Origin of the sequence: Veillonella criceti (genome assembly GCF_900460315.1) — a bacterium.
GTDB lineage: Bacteria > Bacillota > Negativicutes > Veillonellales > Veillonellaceae > Veillonella_A > Veillonella_A criceti.
Map to the genome: position 1 here is coordinate 79,317 of NZ_UHIO01000001.1, position 15,083 is coordinate 94,399.

The 15,083-nt window shown below is 39.7% G+C and carries 13 protein-coding genes and 1 riboswitch; of the genes, 11 read left to right on the forward strand and 2 right to left on the reverse strand.

Annotated elements, in window-relative coordinates:
- Positions 1 to 6: 6 nt before the first annotated feature.
- Together DYE54_RS00380 and DYE54_RS00385 are read left to right on the forward strand one after the other, a co-directional pair.
- Entirely contained in the window at positions 7 to 990 is a 984-nt protein-coding gene (locus DYE54_RS00380; RefSeq protein ID WP_115311051.1) for a FecCD family ABC transporter permease, read from the forward strand.
- Positions 990 to 1,769 (forward strand): ABC transporter ATP-binding protein, encoded by a 780-nt coding sequence (locus tag DYE54_RS00385; protein WP_115309371.1) that lies wholly within the window; start codon positions 990 to 992, stop codon positions 1,767 to 1,769. The genes DYE54_RS00380 and DYE54_RS00385 overlap by 1 nt, the downstream gene beginning before the upstream one ends.
- Positions 1,770 to 1,944: 175 nt before the next feature.
- Here DYE54_RS00385 and DYE54_RS00390 read toward each other — a convergent pair whose 3' ends face one another.
- Together DYE54_RS00390 and DYE54_RS00395 are read right to left on the reverse strand one after the other, a co-directional pair.
- Entirely contained in the window at positions 1,945 to 2,895 is a 951-nt protein-coding gene (locus DYE54_RS00390; RefSeq protein WP_115309372.1) for an ABC transporter substrate-binding protein, read from the reverse strand.
- Between the two features lie 12 nt (positions 2,896 to 2,907).
- The gene (locus DYE54_RS00395) at positions 2,908 to 3,930 is read right to left on the reverse strand and encodes a sirohydrochlorin cobaltochelatase (RefSeq protein WP_115309373.1); all 1,023 of its coding nucleotides are present in this window, start codon (positions 3,928 to 3,930) and stop codon (positions 2,908 to 2,910) included.
- A 130-nt stretch (positions 3,931 to 4,060) separates the two neighbouring features.
- Positions 4,061 to 4,230, reverse strand: a riboswitch (cobalamin riboswitch).
- 312 nt (positions 4,231 to 4,542) lie between these two features.
- Between DYE54_RS00395 and DYE54_RS00400 the strand changes: the two genes are divergently transcribed.
- From DYE54_RS00400 to DYE54_RS00440, 9 genes are all read left to right on the forward strand, one after another.
- Positions 4,543 to 4,860 (forward strand): hypothetical protein, encoded by a 318-nt coding sequence (locus tag DYE54_RS00400; RefSeq protein WP_115309374.1) that lies wholly within the window; start codon positions 4,543 to 4,545, stop codon positions 4,858 to 4,860.
- Between the two features lie 498 nt (positions 4,861 to 5,358).
- A complete protein-coding gene (locus DYE54_RS00405) occupies positions 5,359 to 6,255 on the forward strand; it encodes a sirohydrochlorin cobaltochelatase (protein WP_245935671.1) in 897 nt (298 codons plus the stop codon).
- An 89-nt stretch (positions 6,256 to 6,344) separates the two neighbouring features.
- The gene (locus tag DYE54_RS00410) at positions 6,345 to 7,199 is read left to right on the forward strand and encodes a sirohydrochlorin cobaltochelatase (RefSeq protein ID WP_115309375.1); all 855 of its coding nucleotides are present in this window, start codon (positions 6,345 to 6,347) and stop codon (positions 7,197 to 7,199) included.
- Between the two features lie 168 nt (positions 7,200 to 7,367).
- Positions 7,368 to 8,075: a precorrin-2 C(20)-methyltransferase gene (cobI, locus tag DYE54_RS00415; RefSeq protein ID WP_115309376.1), complete on the forward strand. Its 708-nt coding sequence runs from the start codon at positions 7,368 to 7,370 to the stop codon at positions 8,073 to 8,075.
- A 4-nt stretch (positions 8,076 to 8,079) separates the two neighbouring features.
- Positions 8,080 to 9,471, forward strand: coding sequence for a cobyrinic acid a,c-diamide synthase CobB (locus DYE54_RS00420; RefSeq protein ID WP_115309377.1), 1,392 nt, complete (start codon positions 8,080 to 8,082; stop codon positions 9,469 to 9,471).
- 3 nt (positions 9,472 to 9,474) lie between these two features.
- Positions 9,475 to 10,086 carry a cob(I)yrinic acid a,c-diamide adenosyltransferase gene (cobO, locus tag DYE54_RS00425; protein ID WP_115309378.1) on the forward strand — a complete coding sequence of 204 codons (612 nt, stop codon included), beginning with the start codon at positions 9,475 to 9,477 and terminating at the stop codon, positions 10,084 to 10,086.
- A 144-nt stretch (positions 10,087 to 10,230) separates the two neighbouring features.
- Positions 10,231 to 10,623: a class II SORL domain-containing protein gene (locus tag DYE54_RS00430; protein ID WP_115309379.1), complete on the forward strand. Its 393-nt coding sequence runs from the start codon at positions 10,231 to 10,233 to the stop codon at positions 10,621 to 10,623.
- Between the two features lie 150 nt (positions 10,624 to 10,773).
- Positions 10,774 to 12,003: an aspartate kinase gene (locus DYE54_RS00435; protein ID WP_115309380.1), complete on the forward strand. Its 1,230-nt coding sequence runs from the start codon at positions 10,774 to 10,776 to the stop codon at positions 12,001 to 12,003.
- A gap of 158 nt (positions 12,004 to 12,161) precedes the next feature.
- Positions 12,162 to 15,074, forward strand: coding sequence for an insulinase family protein (locus tag DYE54_RS00440; RefSeq protein WP_115309381.1), 2,913 nt, complete (start codon positions 12,162 to 12,164; stop codon positions 15,072 to 15,074).
- The last annotated feature ends 9 nt before the right edge of the window (positions 15,075 to 15,083 follow it).

Sequence of the window (15,083 nt, forward strand, 5' to 3'; positions counted from 1 at the left end):
CAAGTCATGCAGCGAAATGTAAAACGTAGTTTGTGGGTGCTAGGCTTTTTAGCTTTAGCACTCGTGGCTATGGTTGTATCTTTAGTATTTGGGTCGGCTGATATTACATTGGCTAAGATTTGGCACACTCTATGGAGTTCAGAACTTACAGATACACAGGATATGGTAATTTGGAATATCCGGTTTCCTCGCAATATTGTAGCGGCCTTGGTGGGGGCCAATTTAGCCGTAGCTGGTGCTATTTTGCAAGCAGTTATGAAAAATCCGTTGGCTGATCCACAGATTGTAGGCGTATCCTCCGGGGCGGGGTTAGCTGGGGTTATTATTTTGATTCTCTTTCCAAGTTGGGAATATTTAGTACCGCTTGTAGCCTTTGCTGGGGCCTTAGCGGCCGCCCTCATGGTCTATGCATTAGCTTGGAAGAATGGCATTCGGCCTACGCGGATTATTTTGGCGGGTGTAGCGGTGGCGGCCTTTCTTGGCTCTGGCATATCGGCCTTACTTGTATTCTATGGTGATCGCGTACAAGGGGCGCTTTTATGGATGGTAGGGGGCTTATCAGCACGTAGTTGGCCACAAGTATATTTATTGGCTCCCTATACATTAATCGGTCTTTTGGTAGCTTTTTTAGGGTCACAGCGGTTAACGATTTTAAGTTTAGGTGATGAAACGGCTAAGGGCTTAGGCTTGCCCGTGGAACAAACACGGTTTACCATGACGGCGGTAGCTGCCTTTTTGGCAGCTAGTGCTGTAAGTGTAGCTGGCCTTATCGGCTTTGTGGGGCTGGTGATTCCTCATATTGCGCGTATGATTATTGGTACGGATTATAAGTTTTTATTGCCTGGCTCGGCTTGTTTAGGAGCGGCTGTACTCGTTATGAGTGATACCTTAGGACGGGTATTATTTAGTCCTGTAGAAGTGCCTGTTGGCATAATTATGGCCTTCTTTGGAGCCCCATTTTTCTTATATTTGTTGCGGAGGGATGCGTAATGGAGGCAATTACTGTGCAGAATTTAGCCGTCTCCTTCGAGCAAAAAGATGTGCTGTTAGATATTTCATGGTCTGTTCCTAGCGGGGCTATTACCACCTTAATTGGGCCTAATGGTTGTGGGAAAAGTACTTTGCTTAAATGTATTACTGGCAGTGTGAAACCAAAACAAGGCACGATTGCTATGGGTGGTCGTTTAACGAGCTCTTATTCGGCTCGTGAACTCGCGAAGCGAATGGCGTTTTTACCACAATCGCCAGAAGTACCTAAAGATATGGTCGTAGAAGAACTCATTTATTGTGGGCGTTTTCCACACCAAAATTGGTGGCGTAATACAGCTGGTGAGGATCGTAAAGCGGTGGAAGAGGCTATGGCGGTTACGAAGACAACGCATTTACGGCAGCAACGTGTATCGTCTTTGTCGGGTGGCGAAAGGCAACGTGTTTGGATTGCTATGGCTTTAGCACAAGATCCTGAAATTTTATTATTAGATGAACCAACGACATATTTAGATATTAATCATCAATTTGAAGTTATGGAATTATTGCGTCGCTTAAATCGGGAGCAGGGATTGACAGTTGTCATGGTATTACATGAGTTAAACCAAGCGGCTCGCTATTCGGATCAAATTGCGGTACTTCATAAAGGCCAATTAGCCGCGGTAGGCACACCAAAGGATGTTATGACAGCTAAGTTATTGCAAACTGTGTTTTCAGTGGATGCTAAAATTGAAGAAGGACCTGAAGCCAGCCCATATATTAAAATTGAAGGTTTATTATAATTGAGTGATAAATTTTTGTGGCTCTACAGTTTATTTGGCTCTTTGTCAAATTTTGGAGCGCTAAAGAGACGTACACATTGTGAGTTCTCTAGGGAACTGGTATTAGAAAAGGGACTGTAATGGAATGTAGCGGATAGCTGACATTTGATTACAGTCCCTTTGTTGTTAATTCTTTTTAAAAATCTACTTTAATGCCATAGGCCATATTCACGAGTTCGGCCATCGCGTCTGGTGTATGAAGACCAGGATTTAGTAAGAACAGATTAGATGGTAAGTAGTAAACTTTACCATTTTTTACAGCTGTTAAATTCTGCCAAGCTGGATTGCTCGTCATTTCTTTTTCCATTGTTTTAGTAATATCTTCTTTTTTACCCATCGTAGAAATGAAGATAATGTCAGGATCATCAGCGGCTAAGGTTTCTAAGGAATAAGGAATGGTTTTGGCTGATTTATCAAAATCACCATGTTGTAGTACTACATTAGTCATGCCTAATTCTTTGACCATAGCAGCCGTGACGGCTAATTCAGTTTCTGCAGTAACGGCTTTACCAGTAGCTCGTAAAACGGCAACACGGGCTGGCGTTACATTTTTGATGGCAGCTTTTACTTTATCAATGTTGGTATTGTACTGGGCGACTACCTCTTTCGCTTTAGTTTCGTGATGTGTTAATTCGCCTAAGAATAGTAATAATGGCACATTATCTTTAATACCATCATAGCTTACAAGGATATGAGGTAACTGATTGCTTTGCAGTTGTCCTTCATATTTGCCATGCTGATTGCTAAGTCCAATCACTAAATCTGGTTTTAAACTAAGAAGCTCTTCCATATTTATATTGGCTGTTTGCCCTAAGGAAGGAAGGGCTTTTAATTTATCAGAGAGGGCATCACTAGAATCAACACGACTGATAGATTGGCCATCGATAGCATCAAGAAAGTTAAGCAAGGAATTAGCTAAGGTTGCAATGCGCTGGGGGTTAGCTGGCACCGTATAGGTTTGATCCTTATAGGTTATGGTGCGTGTTTCACTAGTATGACTAGAGTCTGTTTTGCCACAACCAGCTAAAACGACTAGCGCTAATAATACTATCGTTACTATAGTTAAAATTCGTTTAAATGGTCTCATACAAGTTCAATCCTACTTTACATCGTCTTTTTGAAGGGCTTCCCAAGCTTCTTGGGCATGGGCTGCAAAGAGATCGCGGATTTGTTGGTTTTCGCCAAGACCGTGGATATAAGTATCTACTTTGAAACCATCAGCTTGAAGAATGGATTTATGAGAATCTGGTTCATCACCAGCCATATCATTGTTAGCATGGTCGCCTGCTACCATCATAAATGGCATTAAGGTTACATGATTGATACCTTTTGCTTTTAATTGAGGTACAATATCTTCAAGACTAGGCCATCCTTCTACCGTGTAGATATAGGCGTTTTTAAGCCCTGCAGAATCAAGGCGATCTTGGATAACTGCATAGTACGCATTGGATGGATCTGGAGTACCATGAGCCATGATAAGTACGGCATCTTTAGGGCCTACTTTAGGGAATTGTGTAGCGACAGCCTGTACAGTTTTGGCAATGTCATCAGTTTGATCTTCTTGCCCCATCCAGTACATAAGTGGTGTACCTAATGTCATTTTTTTGAAGTTATGTTTGTACTGATTGTAAACGCCCGTCTTATAATTGTATTCAATACCAGGGATTACATCTAATGTTGTGAGCGCTACACGGGTATACCCTTCGGCTTTTAATTGATCAAGAGCTTCTTCAGGGGTTGGGTAAGTGATACCTTCTTTAGCTTTGATGCGATCAATAATGATGTGAGAAGTGAACGCAGTGACTACTTTTACACCAGGATGTTGTGCTTTAATTTCATTAACAGCGGCGTCAATAGTTTTTGCACGAGTGTCTTTAAAAGTAGTACCGAAGCTCATAACTACGATAGCATCTTTATTAGGGGCTTTGGCAAGTTCGGCATTGTCTGTATTGTAGGTGCGAACACCAATTTCAGTAGCTTCTAATAATGCTGGTGTGGCGGTTTTAACTTCGTCACTTAATTGGTAAGCGGCATTTACTTGTGTGCCAAGGAAACCGAAACCGGTTAGTGCGGCCACTGCTAATGTAGTAGCTAAGGTTTTTTTGAAAAATTGTTTACTCATTTCATTCACTCCTCGTGATAAAAAATAGAAAAAGAATAATAGATAATAAATACAAAAATAACCTCCACTTGTAGGGGAGGTTGTAAAGATACACTAGAACATTCAATTAACCTCGCCATCGCTCGTGGGGTATAGGTTATCCAACAAGGCAGGTCTTCTGGCTCAAGTTCTTCACAGCAATCACCTTCCCAGAATTACTCCAGTGGTATACTGATTGTGCTCCCTCTTACAGCGGCGGGACCGCGGCAGCTTTTACTGCTCTTTCCTATTAAGTCATACACCTTGCAGGTTGTATTTATTTTGATATCATCATAGCAAAATAGATGTCCACTGTCAATGCAATACGGGGTAGGGTATGAGTATAAGTAGGCTGATTTACAGGGCGAATGAGCAGCGTAGGTGAGGCTGGGCTAGAAGGCATATGACAGGAGGGATTGGCCGCTATATAGTCGTTGGGATTGCCAACTATGTGGTAATGAGGAATACTAGGTGAGAGATATGATAATTTGTTATTTGTCTATTTGTGAATGCTTTTGACATAGGCAAAGTGAAGAAAGTTTGGTACTATGAAGAAGTAGGTATTTAAAGTATATAAATAAAGGAGGTCCAAGTATGGATCAATTTATGAATGGTGCAGGGCCTAATGAAGTATCTAGCTCTGTGTACGAAGTAACATTTACCCCAGTATTAGAACGTCCTGAATATCAAGGGGAACCGATTCACTCTAAACTATTAGCTTTAAAAGAGGCTATGGGGGAAGAGGACTTTAATGAATATATTAATAGTTTATTACGCATAACGTATAATGGACGACAGTTATGGTTGATTACGAAAAGTGAACGAAAACGAACTTTGATTGAAGGTAAATATTTGAAACTTATTGCTGAGATTTTTGAAGTAGTTGCACCTAGAGTCTTCTCTCAACCATAATAGGTATCAATTAACTATGTAAAATTTTTATTGTGAATTGTATTTTTGGTATACTTACTGAATAAAAATGTATAAAAATTCTCAATTATTTGACTTGATATTTTTATGTTACTATTTTAACTAGGACCGTAGTTAGTATAGTATGTATGGAAGATATTGATAAAATACTTGTTGAATTATAGAATATATTAAAGTTATGAGATGGTTAAAAACTTCTGTAAATCGATAAAAATAGAACTAGAACGATAGAATTAGATTTATTAAATGAAAATGATATTAAATAGATAAATTCTCATTGATAGTCATTGATAAAAATAGAAATGAGAAAAATTCTCATTGACTAAATTTTAAATCTAACGTATCATTATACCAACAAACAAAGTGTGACATGTATTTCGAATATTTTAGATTTTATAAAATATGACAGAATTCAGTCTGATTTAGAGTAGTCATCATTTCGATGGTGTATAGGTATTCTTGATATCGGAGGATGTATAAATGAGTACAAAGGGTATTGTTTTAGCCACATTTGGATCGATTTATGGTGAGGCTGTAGAAAAGTCTGTAGGCATTATGGAAGCCAAAATTAGAAAATCATATCCTGATGCTGTGATTCGTCGAGTTTTTTTAGCCGATGCATTAATAGAAAAGTGGAATGAAAAGTATGAAGTGCCAGTGCAGTCTTTGGAAGGGGTTTTGGCGGAGTTTAAGGACACAGGAGTACGGGATGTCTTTGTATTACCTTTCGCCTTAGTCGCTGATCAGTGTTATCAGAAGATGCGCAAAGCTATTTCTGCTTTTACATATACCTGTGAGCGCCATGCAATGCGGATTCATGTAGGTAAACCATTACTTAGCTCATTAGGGGTTAAGAATTATGCTGATGATTATGTGGCCACCATTGATGCTATCATGAAACATGTAAATATTCGGGCACTTAATAAATCCATTTTGTTAATGGCGAATGGACAAAATCAATTGGAATTTAGTGCGTTACAATTAAAATGTTTGTACGGTAATGGTCAAAATGTGGCAGTATTTACCTCCAATGGTTTTCCTAATTTTAAACAAGCGTTGACGCTCTTAGAACGATTGGATCATAAAGACGTATTAGTCGTTCCACTGGCATTAATCGGGTCCGAACATTTAATGGATTTTCTCGGTGGTGATCGATCTGACTCAGTGGCTACATTATTAACAGATGAAGGTTATGGCGTTACCATTTGGAATGAAGGTTTAGGGGAGAATCCGTTTATTCAGGATTTATTCTTAAAGCATTTGGCTCAATCCATTCGTATGATTGAACGCAAACAACAGGCTTACCAGCAGAATCAAGGTGCTACGCGCGAGGTTGTGCGGGGGGAGTCTGTAAACCGTGAGTCTATGGCAGTGTAAGCGGTTTAAGTCGTATAAGTATTTTATCTATTATAAAATAATAAAAACGGTCCTCTAGTGAGGGCCGTTTTCGTCACATAGGAGGGTGTATGAAACAAGCTATTTTAGTAGTAGCCTTTGGCACGACGGTAGCGTCTGCACGGCAAAACCAAATTAATCCTGTAGTAGAGTTTATTAAAACGAAATACAAGGATTTAGACGTGCGTTTAGCGTTTACATCACGTATTATAGTGAAACGTTTACGGGAACGTGGTGAAATGATTGATACTGAGCAGAGCGCTATAGAGGCCCTTATTGAAGAAGGGTATGAATCTATTATTGTACAGCCACTGCATCTAATTGGTGGCGAAGAATTTGATAAACTTAAACAAAATATTTTAGCTTATCAAGGGCAAGGCTCTTTGCAACATATTGCCATTGGGCGACCTTTATTGTATTTCTTAGGACAGGAAGAACGGCCTGATGATTATGAAGCGTTAATTGAAACGTTTATTAAGACATTACCAATTCCCAAAGAAGAAGGCTTAGTGTTAGTAGGACATGGTGGTATGAGTGTGGGCAATGCATCTTATAGTGCATTGCAACTCAAACTATTGCGCAAAGGGTATCATCATGTACGGATTACTACTTTAGAATGTTTTCCTGAATTAGATGATGTGATAATTCCTTGGGAATGGTTAGATGGTAAGCGACCAGGGCGCATTCATATCCATCCTTTATTATTGGTGGCCGGTGATCATGCGTTGCATGACATTTTTGGTGATGATGAGGAGAGTGTGCAGTCAACCATAGAATCAGCAGGCTATGAAGTGGTGCGTCACATGAAAGGTCTTGGTGAATATCGCGCTATTCAGCAATTGTATTGTGATCACTTATCAGATGCTATAGCTGGCCGATATGAAGGTCGTGTTTCACATCGACCTTCCATTCCTAATATTAAGTAAGTCTGAGTTACAAAGGTTGCTTAATTGGTTGTGCGTCATGATTTGGCTATGATATAAAATCATGACGCACATTAGAATTAATGCTTGCCCAATGGCAGGCTTACCGCATACAATAGTAAGGTATGTATTTCGTATAAAAAAGTAGATAAACAGATAAGGAGAGTAACCATGAAAGGTAAATTGTATGGCATTGGTGTAGGTCCTGGAGATCCAGAATTAATGACTGTGAAAGCAGCTCGTATTGTAGGGGAAGCAGATATTATTATTACCCCTAAGACTGAAAAGAAGGATGGGTCGGTAGCACTTAATATTGCTAAACCATATATTCAGGATCACACTGAAATTGTGCCAGTAGTATTTCCTATGGTACTTGATGATAATGCGCAAGCCGCAGGTTGGGAAGAAGCTCGTAAAGTCATTTTAGGTTACTTAGAAGCAGGTAAGAATGTAGTGTTCTTGACATTAGGTGACCCTATGTTCTACAGCACATATATGTATGTATATCGCTTGATTGAAAATACGGGCTTTGAAATTGAAACAATTCCTGGTGTGACCGCATTCTGTGCTATTGGATCTCATTTAGGCTATCCGATTGTAGAAAAAGAAGAAGTGCTTGCTATTGTGCCAGCGACAGCGCCTAAAGAAAAGATTGATAAAGTATTAGCTGTAGCTGATGATGCCGTTATTATGAAAGTATATCGTAATTTCCATGAAGTACAGGAAACGCTTAAAAAACATGATATGGCTGATGATGCTGTAATGATTAGTCGTGTAGGCCTTGATGGAGAAGAAGTATATCGTGGCCTTGATAAGTTACCAGCTGATTTAAAATTAAACTATTTATCCACTGTATTGGCTAAGCGTAAGGATCGCTAACACTATGAAATCATATGCTATTCCAAGAATTGTCATTGCTGGCACCAATTCTGGCGTAGGCAAGACTACCATTGTAGCTGGTTTATTGGCTGCTTTTCACGAACAAGGTAAAAAAGTACAAGCATTTAAAGTGGGCCCTGATTATATTGATCCAGGGTTCCACAAATTGGCCAGTGGCCGAGATTGTTATAATTTAGATACTTGGTTAGTGCCACCTCATAAGATGAAGCCATTTTTTACTGAAATGGCAGGCGATGCAGAGTTAGCAATTATTGAAGGGGTTATGGGTCTTTATGATGGCGGTCGTGAGGGCGTTAGTTCCACCGCTGAAATTGCTAAGTCTTTAGATGCGCCGGTTATTTTAGTGATTGATTGTAAAGCGATGGGAGAAAGTGCGGCGGCTATTGCTAAAGGCTTTAAAGAATACGATACAGCGGTTAACTTTGCTGGTGTTTTATTAAATCGTATTGGTTCGGACAATCATGAGCATATGATTCGAGTGGCTATGGAGCGATTGGGCATTCCTGTGCTTGGTGTCATTCATCGTGATGAGCGGATGCATTCGCCGGAACGCCATTTAGGGCTGACTCCGGTGACAGAAGTAAATCCACAAACGGCGTTAGATACGATTCGTGAAGCGATTAAACAAAGTGTTGATTTAGAGGCTTTGGCTAAACTAGCTGAAGCAGCGCCCACTTTGATTGTGCCAGACCGAGTTGTTACGGCTGCTGAAGGGCCAACAGTACGCATTGGTGTAGCCTATGATGAAGCGTTTTCCTTTTACTATCCGGCGAGTTTACAAGCCCTGGCTGAGGCCGGTGCTGATTTAGTCTATTTTAGTCCTTTAAAAGATAAAGAATTACCAAAGGTAGATGCCCTTTTATTTGGTGGCGGCTTTCCTGAAATGTTCCTCAACCAATTAAGTGAAAATAAATCGATGCTAGTTTCGATTAAGGAGGCGGCTCTTACTGGTATGCCTATATATGCCGAGTGTGGAGGCCTTATGTATCTTTGTGAATCTGTTACTGATTTTGAAGGTCAGGCCCGCCCTATGGTAGGGTTGGTGCCAGCACGATGTGTAATGCAAGCTAAATTACAAAAAGTAGGGTATGTAACAGCCACGGCTCTTCAAGATACTTTGTTAGCTTCTGAAGGCGATAGCCTTAGAGGTCATGAATTCCATTTTTCAACCATGGAACCCGTGGCGCCTATGACAACAGAAACGTTCCCTTGGGCCTTTCAATTTGAAGGTGGTCGTAAAGGACAAGTGTATCAAGGTGGTTATAGTAAAGAGAATATTTTGGCCACGTATTTGCATTTGAATTTTGCGGGTAATGAAGCAGCTGCTGAACGCTTTGTAACAGCGGCTCACGCCTATAACGCAAAGGAGGCCTAAGCCATGGCAGAGATATTGACAAGTAAGTCCTCAAAGGGTGATACTATTGTAGAGGTAGCACCGCATAAGACGTCTGAGGGGCTAATTTTAGTGAATACTGGAAATGGCAAAGGAAAGACGACGGCTGCGTTAGGGGTAGCTTTGCGGGCTGTAGGTAATGGCCTGCGCGTACTAATTTTGCAATTTATTAAAGGTGGCTCTACGTATGGCGAATTAAAAGCGATTAAAGCTTTACAAGAGGCCGGGATGCCTATTGAAATTCGCCCCATGGGAAAGGGGTTTATTTTCCACAATAAGGAAACGTCAGAAACTGATTTAATCGCTCATAAAGCAGCGGCTGATAAAGCGTGGCAGATGTTAACGGATGAGGTTATGTCTGATCGGTGGGATTTAGTTATTTTTGATGAAATTAACTATGCCATAAAATTTGGTCTGCTTCCTGTAGAGCAGGTTGTTACTTTATTAGAGCAAAAACCGGCACGACTTCATGTGGTGTTAACTGGGCGTGATGCTAGGCCTGAAATTATTGCTAAGGCTCATACGGTAACGGAAATGCAAGTAGTTAAACATGCGTATGAGCAAGGGATTAAGGCGGCTCGTGGGATTGAATTTTGATATTGTAAATAAATCGAAAAAAATCGTAATAGACTCTTGAAAAAATATGGGCACATGCTATAATTAAAATATAAGCAGTATATTATTTTAAACTATAAGTAAGTTCTTATAGGATATATTCTTATGACCAAGGAGGTTATCACAATGGCATTAAGCAATTATGTAAAATCTGCAGATTTCAAAAATGAAAAACATGTTCCTGTAATTACGGCTCCTGATACTGTTAAAGCAGGTGAAAAAGTTCGCATTGAATTGGAAGTAGGCAAAGATATTGCTCATCCAAATACAACTGAACATCATATTTCTTGGATTAAATTATACTATGTAGAAGAAGGCACTACGCTTCCATTTGAAGTAGCTCGTCTTGAATTTAATGTACATGGTGAAGCTGCTGCTGGTGCTAATGAAGGCCCTGTATTTGCTGAAGCGGCTGGTGTTGTAGTAGCATCCTTCAAAAAATCTGGTAAATTGATTGCTGCTTCTTACTGCAATATCCATGGTTTATGGGAATCTGAAAAAGATATTGTTGTACAATAATGGCTAAGGGTAGATTATACTGATGTAATCTATTTAAAAAGCGTCAAGACTTTGGTCTTGGCGCTTTTTGTACTTTACAGACATAGCCTTTATATGATAGAGTATTTCTATATATTTTAATAGTTATTTTAGAGATAAAGAGGGATTACAGTGGCCTTAATTGTTAAAAAATTCGGTGGCAGTTCTGTGGCTACGCCGGAAAAAATTTACAATGTAGTAGATCGCGTGTTGCGTGATAAAAAAGAAGATGACCGCGTGGTTGTGGTTGTATCGGCCATGGGTGACACAACGGATGATTTAGTGGCCTTGGCGAAAGCTGTTACATCGCGACCATTTGGCCGTGAAATGGATCGGTTACTATCTACTGGTGAGCAAGTATCTATTGCTTTGATGGCGATGGCTTTTATGGAAAAAGGACAACCAGCTGTATCGATGACAGGGGCCCAGGCTGGTATTTTAAGTAGTGATACTCATGGTAAAGGTCGAATTTTGACAATCGATCCAAGTCGTGTGTTTGCAGCCCTTGAGGCAGGTAATGTAGTCGTGGTGGCAGGTTTCCAAGGTATTACTGATTGTGGTGATATTACGACTTTAGGGCGTGGTGGTTCTGATACAACAGCTGTTGCATTAGCGGGGGCTATGCAAGCTGATGTATGTGAAATCTTCACGGATGTAGAAGGCGTGTATTCTACGGATCCGCGTATTGCACCGAATGCGGTGAAACTTGATGAGATTACATATGGTGAGATGTTGGAAATGGCTCGCTTGGGGGCGGGTGTTATGCAACCTCGTGCTGTTGAAATGGGTAGTCGTTATGGCGTGCCAATTCATGTACGTTCCACATTTTGTGATAAAGAAGGTACCATTATTCGGGAGGATTATACCATGGAAGCAAATAAACATGTAATTCAAGGCGTAGCGGATGACACAAATGTAGCAAAAGTATCCCTCATAGGGGTTAAGAATAAACCAGGCATTGCCCATCTTATTTTCCAAAGTTTAGCGGATAAAAACGTTGATGTGGATATGATTGTACAAAGCGTTCGCACTGTGGAAGATACAATTACGGATATTGTCTTTACGATTACGTTAGATGATGTAGTGATGGCTCGTGAAGTATTAGCATCTTTAAAAACGGCCGGTGACATTGAAGATTTTGTTATTAATGAACAAATGGCTAAGGTATCTATCGTGGGCGCTGGTATGCTTGGTCAGCCTGGGGTAGCGGCGCAGATGTTTGGTATTTTGAGTGAAGAAAATATTAATATTGAAATTATTAGCACTTCTGAAATTAGTATTACTTGTTTAATTGCTGAAGAACGTGTAAAAGACGCAATTCGCGCTATTCATGATAATTTAGTTATTGATAAACGAGGCTAATTGTAGCGTATTAGATGGATGATTAACAGGCTTTCTTTCTTAGTTTTGAAGGAAAGTCTGTTTTATTTTGAAAATATTCCTCAACTTTAGTATAATATACATTGTATACAGTTTTATTTTAAAGAGCATAGTTAAGTATCCATTAAAGGAGTTTTTATATGAAATTAAATGCAATATATAGTGGCTTTACCGTTGAACGGGTTGAGTCAGTAAAAGAATTAAATGGCATTGCCTATATGTTACATCATACGAAATCAGGCGCACGTTTACTTTATATTGATGCTGATGACACCAATAAAGTATTTTCCATTTCCTTCCGTACGCCACCTAAAGATAGTACGGGTGTAGCCCATATTATGGAGCATTCTGTATTATGTGGTTCGCGTAAATTCCCGCTAAAAGAGCCTTTTGTAGAGCTAGTGAAAGGGTCGTTAAATACGTTTTTAAATGCTATGACATATCCTGATAAGACCATGTATCCCGTAGCTAGTAAAAACGACAAAGATTTCCATAATTTGATGGATGTATACTTAGATGCTGTTTTTTACCCTCGTGTAGCGACAGATAAAGAAATCGTAATGCAGGAAGGTTGGCATTATGAATTGGATTCAGCTGAGGATGATTTGACGTATAAAGGCGTTGTATATAATGAAATGAAAGGTGTTTATTCATCCCCTGATTCTATTTTAGAGACTCATATGATGGCGGAACTATTCCCTGATACAACGTATGGTGTAGATTCTGGTGGTAATCCCGATAATATTCCTGAACTTACTTACGAAGGGTTCCAGGCGTTTTATAAGCAATACTATCACCCATCCAATAGCTATATTTTCTTATATGGTACAATGGACATCGAAGAACAATTGCGTTTCATTAATGAGGAATATTTGCAGAATTTTGACGCTATTTCCGTTGATTCTACTATTGCTGTACAAGCTCCCTTTACGGCAGGTAAAGTAGCATCTTATCCATATAGTATTGGTTCTGATGAAAATGAAACTGGTAAAACCATGCATGCTTTGACGTATGTAATGCCAGAAATGACAGTGGCGGATAACTTAGGCTTTGAAATTTTAACGCATGCTTTATTAACATCGCCAGCAGCGCCACTTAAAGAATTGCTTGTAAAAGCTGGTGTAGGTAGTGATGTGAGTGGCTATTATTTAGATAGCCTTCGTCAGCCAATCTGGAATATTTCGGTTACTGGTTCTGAAATGAAGGAACAAAAACGATTACAAGAACTGGTAGAAACAGAATTAGCACGATTAGTAAAAGAGGGGATTGATAAATCGTTATTAGAAGCCTCTTTAAATATTACTGAATTTGCTTTACGCGAAGCTGACTTTGGTGGTCGTCCTATTGGACTCGCTTATGGTATTCGAGTGATGGATCAATGGAATTATGATAAAGATCCTATTGAGGCACTTCGTTATGAAGCGGCGTTAACTACGTTGCGTGAAGGATTAACAGGTCGTTATTTCGAAGAATTAATAGAACGTGCGCTGTTACAGAATCAGCATAAAGCATTAGTTTCTATTTATCCAGAGAAAGGGTTACAGGAACAAAAAGAAAAGGCTGAACAAGAACAATTAGCTACGATTAAAGCTAAGATGAGCCCTGAAGAAATTGAAGCTATTGTAGCCCAGACAAAGGCGCTAAAGGCACGTCAAGCCGCACCAGATACGGAAGAAGCCTTAGCAACGATTCCTTTATTAGAACTTACTGATTTATCGCCAAAGGTTGAACGTGTAGAACGACACGACAGCAAACTAGGTAAGGCTAGCCTTCATTTTGTACCTACTCAAGCAAAGGGGATTAATTATACAGCTTTTTATTTCCATTTAGATTGCTTAACGGAAGAGGAGCTATTCTACGCAGGCCTTTTAAGTGATATGTTAGCTCGTGTTAATACAAAAGAGCGCACCTATGATGCTATTGCGCAGGATATTAATATGAATTTAGGCGGCTTTAGTGCTGATATAGCGGCGTTGACGAAGTATAATGATCGCAATGGGTATACGCCATTGTTTATCGTTCGTGCTAAAGCATTGCATGCTAAGTTGCCTGAATTAGTACGTATTGTAACTGAACTTGTAAGTTATAGTGAATATACTGATGTGAGCCGATTAACAGAATTGGTGAAAGAAACAAAAGCAATTTGGGATACAGAAGCTTTCCGCCGTGGTCATACGATTGTTTCTAATCGAGTTATGGCGCAGGTATCTGAAGTTGGTAAATTCCGTGATTTAGATGGTCTTGGTTATTTTGAACAATTGGCTACATTGGCTAATGATGAAACGGCATTGCAAGCATTGCCAACAAAATTAAGTGAAGTGGCTACTAAATTATTCCGTCCTTCTAATGTTGATATTTCCTTTGTAGGGGAAACGGAAGAATTTGATCGTTTCAAAGAATTGTTAGAGCCAGCACTTCAAAAATGGCAAGATGGTACATATGATAAGGGGCAGTTAAAGATTACAAAGTCCTATGTGAATGAAGGTATCGTTACATCTGGTAAGGTACAGTATGTAGCACAAGGGGGGAACTTCCGTGATCATGGTTTCACTCCTAAGGGTGCTATGAAAGTATTAGAAACAATTCTTCGTTATGAATACTTATGGACACGTATACGTGTGCAAGGTGGTGCGTATGGCGCTTTTGCCAATTTCTATAATAATGGTAACTTTGTTCTTTGTAGTTATCGTGATCCAAACTTGACAGAAACATTATCTGTTTATGAAGAGTTAAGCCAATATTTACAGAATTTTGAAATTTCAGATCGTGAAATGCGTAAATATATTATTGGTACTATGAGTACTTTGGACACACCAATTACGCCAGCTTTACGAGGGCCACGTGCTATGAGTGAATATTTTGGTGAAGGGTCACCAGAAGCAGCTGAGCGACTTCGGGAAGAGGTAATTGATTGTCGTCAAGCTGATATTCGTGATTTAGCTGAGGTAGTAGGGGCTGTTATGAAGGATTCTCATATTAGTGTAATGGGGAACGAACAAAAAATTAAAAATGCTGGTGATACATTCAGCCAAGTAATTTCTTTGCCACAATAAGGCAAGACA

Excerpts from the sequence above, each read along its gene's own strand:
- cobO (WP_115309378.1), top strand. The coding sequence starts at position 9,475 with ATGGCAGAGATATTGACAAGTAAGTCCTCAAAGGGTGATACTATTGTA.
- DYE54_RS00420 (WP_115309377.1), top strand. The coding sequence starts at position 8,080 with ATGAAATCATATGCTATTCCAAGAATTGTCATTGCTGGCACCAATTCT.
- DYE54_RS00395 (WP_115309373.1), bottom strand. The coding sequence starts at position 3,930 with ATGAGTAAACAATTTTTCAAAAAAACCTTAGCTACTACATTAGCAGTG.
- cobI (WP_115309376.1), top strand. The coding sequence starts at position 7,368 with ATGAAAGGTAAATTGTATGGCATTGGTGTAGGTCCTGGAGATCCAGAA.
- DYE54_RS00440 (WP_115309381.1), top strand. The coding sequence starts at position 12,162 with ATGAAATTAAATGCAATATATAGTGGCTTTACCGTTGAACGGGTTGAG.
- DYE54_RS00385 (WP_115309371.1), top strand. The coding sequence starts at position 990 with ATGGAGGCAATTACTGTGCAGAATTTAGCCGTCTCCTTCGAGCAAAAA.
- DYE54_RS00390 (WP_115309372.1), bottom strand. The coding sequence starts at position 2,895 with ATGAGACCATTTAAACGAATTTTAACTATAGTAACGATAGTATTATTA.
- DYE54_RS00430 (WP_115309379.1), top strand. The coding sequence starts at position 10,231 with ATGGCATTAAGCAATTATGTAAAATCTGCAGATTTCAAAAATGAAAAA.
- DYE54_RS00405 (WP_245935671.1), top strand. The coding sequence starts at position 5,359 with ATGAGTACAAAGGGTATTGTTTTAGCCACATTTGGATCGATTTATGGT.
- DYE54_RS00400 (WP_115309374.1), top strand. The coding sequence starts at position 4,543 with ATGGATCAATTTATGAATGGTGCAGGGCCTAATGAAGTATCTAGCTCT.
- DYE54_RS00380 (WP_115311051.1), top strand. The coding sequence starts at position 7 with ATGCAGCGAAATGTAAAACGTAGTTTGTGGGTGCTAGGCTTTTTAGCT.
- DYE54_RS00410 (WP_115309375.1), top strand. The coding sequence starts at position 6,345 with ATGAAACAAGCTATTTTAGTAGTAGCCTTTGGCACGACGGTAGCGTCT.